Below are 12,735 nucleotides of genomic sequence, written 5' to 3'. Positions count from 1 at the left end.
CAGGGTCAAACGGTTGCGGATTCGGTCACGGCCTGCGTCGCGCCTTCGACAACGACGGGAATCGTCACGGGCTTGCCGCGCACGCGCTCGCCGGGCGTCGCGGGGCGGATCTGGCCGCGCGTCTCGACGAATTCGATGTTCGCGTCCGGCGCGTCGCTGTTCACGAAGTGGCGGAAGCGCTTGCGCGTCTCGGGATCGGTCACGGCCTTCTTCCACTCGCATTCATAGGTGTCGACCACATGCTGCATGTCGGCTTCGAGTTCGGCCGCGATCCCGAGCTTGTCGTGCACGACGACGTCGATCAGGTAGTCAAGGCCGCCTTCGAGGTTGTCGCGCCATACGCTCGTGCGCTGCAGGCGGTCGGCCGTGCGCACGTAGAACATCAGGAAACGATCGATGTAGCGGACCAGCGTGTCGCGGTCGAGGTCGGACGCGAGCAGCTCCGCGTGGCGCGGCTTCATCCCGCCGTTGCCGCACACGTACAGGTTCCAGCCCTTCTCGGTCGCGATGATCCCGACGTCCTTGCCCTGCGCTTCCGCGCATTCGCGCGTGCAGCCCGACACGCCGAACTTGATCTTGTGCGGCGCGCGCAGGCCCTTGTAGCGGTTCTCGAAGTCGATCGCGAGGCCGACCGAATCGTCGACGCCGTAGCGGCACCACGTCGAACCGACGCACGACTTCACGGTGCGCAACGCCTTGCCGTACGCGTGGCCCGATTCGAAGCCGGCCGCGATCAGTTCTTCCCAGATCGACGGCAGTTGCTCTACGCGCGCGCCGAACAGGTCGACGCGCTGGCCGCCCGTGATCTTCGTATAGAGCCCGTACTTCTGCGCAACCTGGCCGACCGCGATCAGCCCTTCCGGCGTGACCTCGCCGCCCGGCATGCGCGGCACCACCGAATACGTGCCGTCGCGCTGGATGTTCGCGAGGTAGTAGTCGTTCGAATCCTGCAGCCCGGCATGTTCCTTCTTCAGCACGAACTCGTTGAAGCACGACGCGAGGATGCCCGCGACGGCCGGCTTGCACACGTCGCAGCCCAGCCCGTGGCCGTGCTTCGCGAGCAGTTCGTCGAACGTCGTGATGCGTTCGACGCGGATCAGGTGGAACAGCTCCTGGCGCGAATGCGGAAAGTGCTCGCAGATATGGTTGTTGACCGCGAGGCCCTGCTTCTTCATCTCGGCCTTCATGATCTGCGTGACGAGCGGCACGCAGCCGCCGCACGACGTGCCGGCGCCCGTGCACGACTTCAGCGCGCCGAGGCTCGTCGCACCGTCGGCGACCGCCGTGCAGATCTGCGACTTCGACACGTTGTTGCATGAGCAGATCTGTGCGCCGTCCGGCAGCGCGTCGACACCGATCGCCGGCTTCGCGACACCGTCCGACGACGGCAGGATCAGGAATTCGGGCGACTCGGGCAACTCGATGCGGTTCAGCATCATCTGCAGCAGCGTGCCGTATTCGGCCGCGTCGCCGACCATCACCGCGCCATGCAGGAACTTGCCGCAATCGGACACCACGAGCTTCTTGTAGACCTGGCGGCGCTCGTCCGCGTACTGGTAGGTGCGGCTGCCGGCCGTCGTGCCGTGCGCGTCGCCGATGCTCGCGACGTCGACGCCCATCAGCTTCAGCTTCGTGCTCATGTCGGCGCCCGCGAACGCGGCCGTGCCCGTCTCGTCGGCGCTGCCGGCGAGCTGCTTCGCGACCACGCGCGCCATGTCGTAACCGGGCGCCACGAGGCCGTACACCATGCCGTTCCATGCCGCGCATTCGCCGATCGCGTAGATGTCGGCGTCGCTGGTGCGGCATGCATCGTCGATCGCGACGCCGCCGCGCGGGCCGGTTTCGAGCCCGCAGGCGCGCGCCAGTTCGTCGCGTGCGCGAATGCCGGCGGAGAACACGATCATGTCGGCGTCGAGGTGGGTGCCGTCGGCGAACGCCATCCGGTGCGTGCCTTCCTCGCCGTCGACGATCTCGAGCGTGTTCTTGCCCGTATGCACGGTCACGCCGAGCGCCTCGATCTTCGCGCGCAGCATCCGGCCGCCGCCGTCGTCGACCTGCACGGCCATCAGCCGCGGCGCGAATTCGACGACGTGCGTGTCGAGCCCCATGTCGCGCAGCGCCTTCGCGCATTCGAGGCCGAGCAGCCCGCCGCCGACCACGACACCGCGCTTCGCGTGCGTGCCGCATGCTTGCATCGCTTCGAGATCCTCGATCGTCCGATACACGAAGCAGCCCGCGCGATCATGCCCCGGCATCGGCGGCACGAACGGGCGCGAACCCGTCGCGAGCACCAGCTTGTCGTACGCGAGCGTTTCGCCCGACGCGAGCGTGACCGTATGCGCGGCGCGGTCGATCGACGCGACGCAGGCGTTCAGGCGCAGGTCGAACTGCGGATGACGCTCGAAGAAGCCGGGTTCGACGAGCGACAGGTCGTCCGCCGACTTGCCCGCGAAGAACTCCGACAGGTGCACGCGATCGTAGGCCGGGCGCGGTTCCTCGCCGAGCACGGTGACCTGCAGTGCGCCCGCCGCGCCCGCTTCCGCCGCGACGCATTCGAGGAGCTTGTGGCCGACCATGCCGTGGCCGATGACGATGAGTTTCATGATGACGTTTCCTTCGGTCGATCAGTTGGCGACGCTGCCGGCGGCCAGCGCGCGGTCGCGCAGCTCGGCTTCGCGTGCCTTGTGTTCGTCGCTGAAGCGCACGGCCATCGCGCACAGCGCGGTCGCGGTGACGGCGAGGCCGAGCACGCTCAGCGTGTGCTGCACGTCGCCGACGCCCTTCAGCAGGAAGCTCGCGGCGACCGCGCCGACGTTGCCGCCCGCGCCGACGATCCCCGCGACGCCGCCGAGCGCCTTGCGGTCGATGAACGGCACCAGCGCGTAGGTCGCGCCGCACGCCATGTGCGTGAAGAGGCCGAAGGTCAGCATCGCGACGAGCGCGATGCCGATGCTTTGCGCATGCGAGAACCAGATCAGCCCGAGCCCTTCGCCGACGATCAGCGCGCACAGCAGCGTCGCGCGCACGTCGAGGCTGCGCCGCGCGGCGATCTTGTCGGACAGCCAGCCGCCGAGCGCGCGGGCGAACAGCGCGAGCAGCCCGAACAGGCCGACCGCGAAACCCGCGTCCTTCAGCGACAGGTTGAAGTGATCGACGTAGTAAAGCGCGGCGATGTTGTGGATGAACACCTCGACGCCGAAGCACGCGCCGTACGTGACGAACAGCATCCACACGCGATAGTTGCCGCACGCGGCGAAGAAGCTCGCCCAGCCGCCCTTCTTGCCGCTGTCGACCGTCACGCCTTCCTTGCGCAGCGCAATGACGTCGCCTTGCGGGCAATCCTGCGTGAAGCGCCAGTACGCCCATGCCATCACGAGCATCGCGACGCCCGGCACGACGAGCGCGATGCGCCACGACGAGTCATCGCCGAAGCCGAGCATCAGGCCGGCGGCAACCAGCAGCGGCATCAGCGCCTGCGTCGCGCCCGCGCCCGCATTGCCCCAGCCGGCCGTCGTCGCGTTCGCGGTACCGACCACGTTCGGCGCGAACATCACCGACGTGTGGTACTGCGTGATCACGAAACCCGCGCCGATCGCGCCGATACCGAGGCGGCAGATCAGGAACGACAGATAGTCGTGCGTGAACGACACGGCGAACACGGGGATCGCGCCGAGCAGCAGCAGGCCGACATACACGCGGCGCGGGCCGAAGCGGTCGCACAGCGGGCCGACCAGCAGCCGGACGGCGATCGTCGCGGCCACCGCGGCGATGTTGATGTTGGCGACCTGTGCCGCCGTCAGGTGAAATTCGCGCGCGATGAGCGGCATCAGCGGCGCGCACGCGAACCACGCGAAGAAACAGACGAAGAACGCCATCCACGTCAGGTGGAACGCGCGCATTGGCGCGGTGCGGAAGCTGAAGAGATCGATACGGGTAGCTTTGTCGGTCATGTCATCCGCCAAACGAAAAACGGCGTCCTGCACACCCGGTCTCGTCGAGACCCGATGTGTAGGACGCCGTTGCCCATGAAGCCCGTTGCCGGGCGCGTCTGTAATCGGTACTGCGGACGAATCGCCGTTGATCCGCCCGAACCAGCTTACGCAAACGCCGTGCCATGTCGGCCCGAATCGGGCCGGCAGCCCCGCCGCGCAAAGCTCGCCGGCCAGCGCGCGAGGCCGTCCGGCCCACGGCGCGCGATGCGCCGTGATGCAGCGAGGCACAGATGTGGTGCGCTGCAGCACTGTCGCCGTGCGACATCGCGGTGCGCGCTGACGGGGCACGATGCACGCCGTTGCGGCATGGCGTCTGCCCGCGCGCGGCAGTCGCAGGCAGGTCTGCGGCCGTCTCGTGTTGCGTTGCGCGACGCGCCCGCCGCGCGTGTTGGCGGCTGGCCCGGATATTGCTGGACCTTCTGCATCACACCGGCAACGGCGCCGGTGGGCAGTCCCCGCAAACCTTGCCCGTCGTTCACCGCGGGCCCATCCGGACAACGGCGTCCCCCCGTGCGCGGCACGGCCGGACGCCCGTGTGCTTCGACCGCCCGCCGCCACGCCGACAATGCATTAACGACCGCCGCACGCACGCGGCACTGGAACACGACATGACGACTGGCAAAGTCACGCTGCTGGGCGCCGGCCCCGGCGATCCCGATCTCCTCACGCTGAAGGCCGTGAAGGCGCTGGCCGCCGCCGACGTGCTGCTGCTCGACGATCTCGTCGCACCCGGCATCGTCGAACTCGCACCGCAGGCGCGCGTCATCCGCGTCGGAAAGCGCGGCGGCTGCCGCTCCACGCCGCAGGCGTTCATCGAGCGGCTGATGCGCCGCTACGCTCAGCGCGGCGCGCACGTGGTCCGAGTGAAAGGCGGCGACGCGCTGCTGTTCGGGCGTGCCGGCGAAGAACTCGCGACGCTGCGCGCCGCCGCGATTCCGGTCGAGATCGTCAACGGAATTTCGTCGGGATTCGCGGCCGCCGCGAGTCTCGGCATCTCGCTCACGCATCGCGAGCACTGCCAGGGCGTCACGTTCGTCACCGCGCACCGCCAGGACCACGGCGAACCCGACTGGTCGCGACTCGCGGCGACCGGCACCACGCTCGCGATCTACATGGGGATGAGCCGTGTCGACAGCATTGCCGCGGGCCTGCTCGCCGCGCTGCCGGCTGCGACGCCGGCCGCGGCCGTGCAATGGGCCGGCACGCCCGACGAACGCCGCTGGACCGGCACGCTCGGCGGTCTCGCGCGCGGCATCGACGAAGCGCGGCTCGGCAGCCCGGCCGTGATCCTCGTCGGCGGCGCGATCGGCGCAGCCGCCGTGCAGTGCGCGGATGCCGCCGGCGAAGCGGCGCTGTCCCGGGCCGCCTAGCATGCGCGGCATCGCGCGGCTTCAGCCGCTCCCCCTTGCCGTCAACGCCGGCCGCGCTTGCGGCCGGCATCCATCGTTCGCGCCTTGCGCTGAAGCTTCGCCGCCCCTGCTGCTCGCCTCATGAGTTCGTCTGCCCCATCCGCCCGCCTGCGCGTGCTGCTCGTCACCGACACCGACAAGCCGATCGGCGAACTCGGCGACGCGCTCGCACGCCTCGGCTACGAGATGCTGAACGACGTCGCGACGCCCGCGCGCCTGCCGGCGGCCGTCGAGGAGCAGCGCCCCGACGTCGTGATCATCGATACCGATTCGCCATCGCGCGATACGCTCGAGCAACTCGCGGTGATGCATGCGACCGCGCCGCGCCCGGTGCTGATGTTCAGCCACGACGGCGACCAGGCGCTGATCCGCGCGGCAGTCGGCGCGGGCGTCAGCGCGTATCTCGTCGAAGGCTTGTCGGCCGAGCGCCTCGCGCCGATTCTCGAAGTCGCGCTCGCGCGCTTCTCGCACGACGATGCGCTGCGTCGCCGGCTCGCCGACGTCGAGCGCGAACTCGCCGAGCGCAAGCTCATCGATCGCGCGAAACGCGTGCTGATGGACCAGCGCAGGCTGTCCGAGCACGACGCGTACGCGGCGCTGCGCAAGCGCGCGATGGATCAGGGCCTGCGCATCGTCGACGTCGCGCGGCAACTGCTCGACGCGACACCTCAGCCATGACCGCCATGAATACTTCGCCCCCCGCCGCGCCGGAACGCGCGCATCTTCGCCTCGGCTTCGTCGCATTGAGCGACGCGGCCCCGCTGATCGTCGCGCAGCGCCTGGACCTCGGCGCGTCGCACGGCCTGACGCTCGAACTGCACCGCCAGCCGTCGTGGGCCGCCGTGCGCGACAAGCTGCTGAGCGGCGAGCTCGACGCCGCGCATGCGCTGTACGGGCTCGTCTGCGGGCTGCAGCTCGGCATCGGCGGCCCGCAGGCCGACATGGCCGCGCTGATGGTGCTGAACCGCAACGGCCAGGCGATCACGTTTTCGCGCAGCCTCGCCGACGCGTACCGCGCAAGCGGCAGCGTGCGCGCGGCACTCGCGACGCTCGGCCGCAAGCCGCTCCTCGCGCAGACATTCCCGACCGGCACGCACGCGATGTGGCTGAATCACTGGCTCGCGTCGCACGGCGTGGATCCGCTGCGCGACGTGCGCAGCGTCGTGATCCCGCCGCCCGAGATGGTCGCCGCGCTCGCGAACGGCGAACTCGACGGCTTCTGCGCGGGCGAGCCGTGGCATGCGGTGGCCGACGCCTGCGGCGCGGGCCGGACCGTCGCCGTCACCAGCGAGATCTGGCCCGATCATCCGGAGAAGGTGCTCGCGGCCCGGCGCGACTTCGTCGCACTGTATCCAGCCACCGCGCGCGCGCTGATCCGCACGCTCGTCGATGCGTGCGCATGGCTCGACAGCCCGGCGCACCGCCGCGAGGCGGCCGACTGGCTCGCGTCGCCCGACGCGCTCGGCGTGCCGGCCCGGCTGATCGCGCCGCGCCTGCTCGGCGACTACGGCGCGGGGCCTTACGCCGAGCCGCCGCTGCCGATCCGCTTCCACGACGGCGGCGCCGTGAACCGGCCCGATCCGCTCGAAGCCCGGTGGTTCCTGTCGCAATACCGGCGCTGGGGCATGCTCGACGGTTCGCACGACGACACGGAAATCGCCGCGGCGATCGCGCAGACCGCGTTGTATGATGCTGCCGTCGCCGAAGGCGGCGCATCGGGCCCGTCGCGGGTTTGATGCGCGCCGCGTGATGCATGCGGCGCGCGCGCCGGCGCGACACCACGCCGCTCCGGCCACCCGGGCGACACTGCATGGCCACTCCGTCCCCGATCCGAATCGATGCCGAAACGAATGCACGCGCCGCTCGACGTGCTGCTCACCGAAATCCGCGCGTGCCGCGTCTGCGAAGCCGAGCTGCCGCTCGGCCCGCACCCCGTCGTGCGCGCCCATCGCGACGCACGGATCCTGATCGTCGGGCAGGCGCCGGGCGCACGCGTCCATGCTAGCGGCATCCCGTGGGACGACGCGAGCGGCAAGCGGCTGCGCGAGTGGCTCGGCGTCGACGCCGACACCTTCTACGACGAGACGCGTTTCGCGATCGTGCCGATGGGCTTCTGCTACCCCGGCCGCGGCGCGAGCGGCGACAACCCGCCGCGCCCCGAATGCGCGCCGCTGTGGATCGACCGGCTGATCGCCGAACTGCCGTCGATCCGGCTGACGCTGCTGATCGGCCAGTACGCGCAGCGGCATTTCCTGCGCGACACGCGCAAGGCGACGCTCACCGACACCGTGCACGCATGGCGCGACTACGGCCCCGACGTGCTGCCGCTGCCGCATCCGTCGCCGCGCAACCAGGCGTGGTTCAAGCACCATCCGTGGTTCGACGCCGACGTCGTGCCCGAGCTGCGCCGCCGCGTGGCACCGCTGCTCGACCGATGAACGAAACCACCGGCGGCGTCGCGATGCTTCGCGGCGCGCCCGAAACCCCGATACACACCCCATGAACGATACCGTCACCGTCCCCGACATCGACTTCGCCTGCACCGGCTGCGGCGGATGCTGCCGCGACCTGCGCATTCCCCTGACGATCGGCGAGGCGATCGCGTGGCTGCGGCGCGGCGGTCACGTGGAGCTGCTGTGCGACGCGATGCCATGGCTCGTCGAACCCGAGCCCGACAACGCGTTCGCCGCCTACAAGCGCGCCCGTTCGACTCCCGCGCTCAGCGGCTCGTTGCCCGTGCGCGTCACGGTGGTGCTCACCGCCGCCCATGCAGGGCCCTGCCCGAACCTGCGCGACGATCTGCGTTGCGGGATCTACGACGAACGCCCGCTCGTGTGCCGGATCTACCCGGCCGAGATCAATCCGTTCGTGCCGCTGACGCCCGGCGGCAAGGAATGCCCGTCCGACGCATGGCAGCAGACGCCGCTGATCCGCGGCGGCACGATCGTCGACGCGGACACGCGCGAGAGCATTGCGCGCTCGCGAGCGGCGAGCGAAGCCGAGACGCCGCTGCGCGCACGGCTGTGCGCGGTGCTGGGGATCGACACGGCGGCCGTGGCCAATGAAGGGTTCGTGATTCATGCGCCGCCCGCGCCCGCGCTGCTCGCCGCGCTGACGGATCTGCTCGCGACGCCGATGGTGGCCGCCGACGACACGCTCGCATGGACGCTGGTGTCGAACCGCGCGGCGACGACGGATGCACTCGCGTCGGTCGACGCGTCGAGCCGGCTTGCCGCTAGCCTGGCCGGCCCGGACACCCGCTATCTCGGCTTCCATCCGGACGCCTGATCGCCACCGGGCACGGCCGCCACACATTCCGGCCGCGCCCGGTTCGCTGTACCATCGCGGCTCAACCGCGTCACGAACAGCAGAATCCTTCATGCCCTCCACCGCCCCGCCGCGCCTGTACGGGATGCCCGAACGCAGCGACCGGCTCGATTTCTACATCCGCGACCAGGCGTCGCGCCAGGCGATCACCGAGCCGCACCGGCACGCGTATTTCCAGATCCAGTTCAATCTCGGCGGCGACACCGAGCAGCGGATCGGCGGCGTCACGCGGCCGTTTCCGCGCGGCGCGCTCGCGTTCGTGCTGCCGCACCGCGAGCATCTGATCCCGCATCCGGAAGGCGCGCACTTCATCGTGATCAACTTCAGCCAGGCGTTCCTGCGCGCCGATCTCGACGTTGATCCGCTCGATCTCGAGGATGTGCCCGCGCAGCGCTTCCCCGAGCTGACGCCGTTCCGCTTCCAGGAACATCTCGACTTCATCCTGACCGGCGACACCTACGACGAAGCGCGCCGCCTCGCGCTGTGCATGCTCGACACCGATCGCGTGCGCACGTTCGGCTCGACCACGCTGCTGCGCGGCTACCTGCTGCAGTTGATCGGGCTCGTCTGCACGCAATACGCGGGCGCACTCGACAAGCTCGCGCAGCGCGGCGCCCAGCGCGCGGGCCGGCGCGACGCACTCGCGCGGGTGCTGCGGCACGTGCGCGCGAACCTGACCCGCGAGGACCTGACGCTCGCCGCGACCGCCGAGGCCGCGTTCCTGTCGCCGAACTATCTCGCGCACCTGGTCCGCAAGGAAACCGGCAGCACCTTCACCGATCTCGTGACCGAGCGCCGGATCGCGCTCGCGCAATCGCTGCTGGCCCATACGAGCCGACGCATCGCGGACATCGCGCGCTCGGTCGGCTTCCGCGACGAAGGGTATTTCGCGCGGCGCTTTCGCGCGCGGGTCGGCGTGTCGCCGAAGGCCTACCGCGACGCGAACGCCGCGTTGCCGGCCGGCGACGATGCGCCGGCGGCCGCCGACGCGTAGTTTTGTCCCGGTAAAACGCACTTGCGTCGCATCCGGCCGCACGCGCGTCCGGTATCGTTGCATGCATGCCGGCCCGTGCGCCGCACGGGCGCCGGCATCCGTCTTCCTACCGAACGAGGCCATCCGATGTCCGCCTATGTCATCGACGCCGCCGAGCGTCCTTCCGTCGAAGTCGAACAAGCGTCCGCGCGCTTTCCGGTGCGCCGCGTATTCTGCGTCGGCCGCAACTACGCCGACCACGCCCGGGAAATGGGCGCCGATCCCGACCGCGAACCGCCGTTCTTCTTCACGAAGCCGGCCGACGCGATCGTCCCCGCAAGCGGCACCGTCCCGTATCCGCCGCTGACGAACGACCTCCATCATGAAATCGAGCTGGTGGTCGCGATCGGCAAGGACGGCCGGTCGATCGCCCCGGCCGACGCGCTGTCGCACGTGTGGGGCTACGGCGTCGGCGTCGACCTCACGCGTCGCGACCTGCAGGCCGAAGCGAAGAAGCTGAGCCGTCCGTGGGACTGGGCGAAGGGCTTCGACGCATCGGGCCCCGTGACCGCGCTGCGCGCGGCTGCGGCCACCGGCCACCCGGCAACGGGCCGCGTCTGGCTCGCGGTCAATGGCGAAACGCGCCAGCAAGGCGATCTGGCCGACATGATCTGGGCCGTGCCCGACGTCATCGCTTACGTGTCGCGCTCGGTCGAACTGAAGGCCGGCGACCTGATCTTCACCGGCACGCCGGCCGGCGTCGGCGCGCTGCAGCCGGGCGACCGCGTGACAGGCGGCGTCGACGGTATCGCGACGTTCGAGTTCGTGATGGGCGCGAAGCCCTGACGACGCAGGCATGGCGGCCGCCCGTCCGGTAGCCGCCATGCCCTGTCCCGCTTCCGGTCAGTCGTAGCGGCGCAGGAACGTTTCGACGACGGCCGGCGGATTCAGCGCTTTCGCCGATTCGTTTTCCAGCGCCTCGGCCGCATCGTCGTCGCTGATCGATACGAACAGCGTGATGGCCGCCCTGGCCTCGCCGGTGCCGAACAGGCCGTCGCGATCGAGCAGCCGCAACGCCTCGATCATGTCCGCGTGGAGTTGCCGGGAAAATTCCACGAATCTCGACCGGACAAACTGCGGGCTCAGCACGGCATCGGCCAGCTTTCCGCAGATTGCATTGAACGGCGACGCTTCCGCCGCCGCGTACGCCCACTCCGAAAAGCCCCACGTGTACCACGGGTCCCGATCGTCATCGGCGATCGCCTGTTGCGTGCGGATCCGGCTCAGCCCTTCGACCGAATTGGCCGCCGGCACCACCGTCATCGCGCCGCTGTCCGTATAAAGCGCGAACGCGTAGAAATGCTCGTCCGGGTGCAGTGCGCGCAGCGCGTTGAAGGTGGCCCGCGCAGCGTCGGCAATGTCCCGCTGGAAATCAGAAAAGTCGTCCATCGTTACCTCGTTCATTCGCCCTTCGCATGCGTCGGGGAATACGGCTTGCGGAGGGTTCGTCGTCTCCCGACATGGGCCGAATTGTCCGCCAATCGTCTGTCACACGGTAGCAGGCCCACCTTTTCGCGCTTCGGCATGCCGCGCCTGCGTTCACCGTCCGGCGTCCCGCGCATCGAACACACGCACGCAGACCGCGGCCACCAGCGCGATCGCGGCCGACAGCAGCATCATCGCGAGCGGCGCAAAACCCGCGTTGCCGGCCGTCAGCACTGCGCCGGTCAGCGACGAAAGCGCGGCGCCGCCGGCGATCGTCATCGCGCCGGCCAGCCCCGACGCGCTGCCCGCCAGATCCGGGCGCACCGACACCGCGCCCGCATGCGCCCCAGGATTACTCAGCCCGTTGCCGATGCCGACCAGCACGCACGGCCCGAACCATGCGATCGGATGCGTCGCGCCGCCGGATACGAGCGCGAGCGCGATCAGCGGCCCCGCGCACGCGACGACGCGTCCGCACAGGATCGTCGTGGCCAGCGCGAAGCGGCGCGCGTAACGCGCGGCCAGAAAGCTGCCGCACACGAAACCGGCCGTGATCGTCCCCATGTAGAAGCCGATCTCCGCCGGCGCGATGCCGAACACCGTTTTCGCGGCGAGCGGCGCGCCGGCCAGGAATGCGTAGAACGAGCCGGTCGAAAACGCCATGCACAGCGCGTAGGCCCAGAAACGACGCGCACGGAGCAGCGCCGGATACGCGCGCAGCTGCCGCCCGAGGCTCGACGACCGGTTCGTATGGGTTTCGACGAGATCGAACACGCACCAGCCGAACAACGCGATGCCGGCCGCGCCGAGCAGCCAGAAGCTCGCGCGCCAGCCGACCGACTGGTCGAGCACGCCGCCGAGCGTCGGGCCCAGCATCGGCGCGAACGCGGCCGCCATCGCCGCATAGCCGATCCGGCTCGCCGCGCGGCTGCCGCCACCGGCGTCGCGGATCGTCGCCATCGACACGGGATAGACCGACGTGATGGCCGCCTGCATCACCCGGCACGCGAGAAACACGCGGATATCGGTCGCCATCGCGCAGCCGAGCGAGCCGAGCGCGAACACGCCGACGCTCGTCAGCACGATCGGCCTTCGCCCGAACCGGTCCGACAGCGGCCCCATCACGAACTCGAGCGACGCGGCCACCGCCGCGTACCCGCCGAGCGACAGCGCAACGAGCGCATAGTCGGCGTGCAGGTCGCGCGCGATTGCCGGCAGCGACGGCAGGAACAGGCTCAGCGGCAGCACCGAGAACGCGCACAGCAGGATCAGCGTCGCGTGCCTCGGCGACGCGGGTTCGGAAGCGATCGGCAGGTTCGTTTGCAAGCGGATGCCCTCCGCGCACGCGCCGCATGGCCGTGCGCAATGCAAAAAAAAGCCCCCGAACGAGTCGGGGGCGCAGGGGTGCCGGCGCGGTGCCGCTACCGGACCCTGCGCCTGTGTACGACTACGATGATGAATGCCGCTTTCATGCCGGATGGCTCCTGAATGCCTGGTTGACTGCCAGCGATATCGGACGATGGTAGGCGGACGACGCCAACCGCGTCAA

At 69.8% G+C, this 12,735-nt stretch carries 11 protein-coding genes; 7 read left to right on the top strand and 4 right to left on the bottom strand.

Annotated elements, in window-relative coordinates; genetic code table 11:
* Positions 1-5: 5 nt before the first annotated feature.
* Positions 6-2,603: a nitrite reductase large subunit NirB gene (gene nirB, locus H3H55_RS23190; protein ID WP_193100372.1), complete on the bottom strand. Its 2,598-nt coding sequence runs from the start codon at positions 2,601-2,603 to the stop codon at positions 6-8.
* A gap of 21 nt (positions 2,604-2,624) precedes the next feature.
* The gene (locus H3H55_RS23185) at positions 2,625-3,950 is read right to left on the bottom strand and encodes an MFS transporter (protein ID WP_193100371.1); all 1,326 of its coding nucleotides are present in this window, start codon (positions 3,948-3,950) and stop codon (positions 2,625-2,627) included.
* 650 nt (positions 3,951-4,600) lie between these two features.
* On the opposite strand from H3H55_RS23185, the gene cobA reads away from it, so the two are divergent.
* The 7 genes from cobA to H3H55_RS23150 all read left to right on the top strand — a co-directional run bounded on the left by cobA (position 4,601) and on the right by H3H55_RS23150 (position 10,547).
* The gene (gene cobA, locus H3H55_RS23180; protein ID WP_193100370.1) at positions 4,601-5,362 is read left to right on the top strand and encodes a uroporphyrinogen-III C-methyltransferase; all 762 of its coding nucleotides are present in this window, start codon (positions 4,601-4,603) and stop codon (positions 5,360-5,362) included.
* 120 nt (positions 5,363-5,482) lie between these two features.
* Positions 5,483-6,079, top strand: coding sequence for an ANTAR domain-containing response regulator (locus H3H55_RS23175; protein WP_129515077.1), 597 nt, complete (start codon positions 5,483-5,485; stop codon positions 6,077-6,079).
* Positions 6,080-6,084: 5 nt separating this feature from the next.
* Positions 6,085-7,137, top strand: coding sequence for a CmpA/NrtA family ABC transporter substrate-binding protein (locus tag H3H55_RS23170; RefSeq protein ID WP_193100369.1), 1,053 nt, complete (start codon positions 6,085-6,087; stop codon positions 7,135-7,137).
* 102 nt (positions 7,138-7,239) lie between these two features.
* Positions 7,240-7,839, top strand: a complete 600-nt coding sequence (locus tag H3H55_RS23165) for a uracil-DNA glycosylase family protein (protein ID WP_193100368.1) — start codon at positions 7,240-7,242, stop codon at positions 7,837-7,839.
* Between the two features lie 61 nt (positions 7,840-7,900).
* Positions 7,901-8,689, top strand: coding sequence for a YkgJ family cysteine cluster protein (locus tag H3H55_RS23160; protein WP_193100367.1), 789 nt, complete (start codon positions 7,901-7,903; stop codon positions 8,687-8,689).
* A 91-nt stretch (positions 8,690-8,780) separates the two neighbouring features.
* Positions 8,781-9,722, top strand: a complete 942-nt coding sequence (locus H3H55_RS23155) for a helix-turn-helix transcriptional regulator (protein ID WP_048250863.1) — start codon at positions 8,781-8,783, stop codon at positions 9,720-9,722.
* A 126-nt stretch (positions 9,723-9,848) separates the two neighbouring features.
* Positions 9,849-10,547 carry a fumarylacetoacetate hydrolase family protein gene (locus tag H3H55_RS23150; protein WP_193100366.1) on the top strand — a complete coding sequence of 233 codons (699 nt, stop codon included), beginning with the start codon at positions 9,849-9,851 and terminating at the stop codon, positions 10,545-10,547.
* Between the two features lie 57 nt (positions 10,548-10,604).
* On the opposite strand, the gene H3H55_RS23145 is transcribed toward H3H55_RS23150, so the two are convergent.
* Positions 10,605-11,150, bottom strand: coding sequence for a DUF4303 domain-containing protein (locus H3H55_RS23145; RefSeq protein ID WP_193100365.1), 546 nt, complete (start codon positions 11,148-11,150; stop codon positions 10,605-10,607).
* 150 nt (positions 11,151-11,300) lie between these two features.
* A complete protein-coding gene (locus H3H55_RS23140) occupies positions 11,301-12,512 on the bottom strand; it encodes an MFS transporter (protein ID WP_193100364.1) in 1,212 nt (403 codons plus the stop codon).
* Positions 12,513-12,735: the final 223 nt, after the last annotated feature.

Origin of the sequence: Burkholderia sp. Z1 (assembly GCF_014893795.1) — a bacterium.
In the GTDB taxonomy this organism is placed as follows: Bacteria; Pseudomonadota; Gammaproteobacteria; order Burkholderiales; family Burkholderiaceae; genus Burkholderia; species Burkholderia theae.
This window is presented reverse-complemented; position numbering and strand designations above follow the sequence as displayed.

Excerpts from the sequence above, each read along its gene's own strand:
- H3H55_RS23175 (WP_129515077.1), top strand. The coding sequence starts at position 5,483 with ATGAGTTCGTCTGCCCCATCCGCCCGCCTGCGCGTGCTGCTCGTCACC.
- H3H55_RS23150 (WP_193100366.1), top strand. The coding sequence starts at position 9,849 with ATGTCCGCCTATGTCATCGACGCCGCCGAGCGTCCTTCCGTCGAAGTC.
- H3H55_RS23160 (WP_193100367.1), top strand. The coding sequence starts at position 7,901 with ATGAACGATACCGTCACCGTCCCCGACATCGACTTCGCCTGCACCGGC.
- H3H55_RS23170 (WP_193100369.1), top strand. The coding sequence starts at position 6,085 with ATGAATACTTCGCCCCCCGCCGCGCCGGAACGCGCGCATCTTCGCCTC.
- H3H55_RS23165 (WP_193100368.1), top strand. The coding sequence starts at position 7,240 with ATGCCGAAACGAATGCACGCGCCGCTCGACGTGCTGCTCACCGAAATC.
- nirB (WP_193100372.1), bottom strand. The coding sequence starts at position 2,603 with ATGAAACTCATCGTCATCGGCCACGGCATGGTCGGCCACAAGCTCCTC.
- H3H55_RS23155 (WP_048250863.1), top strand. The coding sequence starts at position 8,781 with ATGCCCTCCACCGCCCCGCCGCGCCTGTACGGGATGCCCGAACGCAGC.
- H3H55_RS23145 (WP_193100365.1), bottom strand. The coding sequence starts at position 11,150 with ATGGACGACTTTTCTGATTTCCAGCGGGACATTGCCGACGCTGCGCGG.
- cobA (WP_193100370.1), top strand. The coding sequence starts at position 4,601 with ATGACGACTGGCAAAGTCACGCTGCTGGGCGCCGGCCCCGGCGATCCC.
- H3H55_RS23185 (WP_193100371.1), bottom strand. The coding sequence starts at position 3,950 with ATGACCGACAAAGCTACCCGTATCGATCTCTTCAGCTTCCGCACCGCG.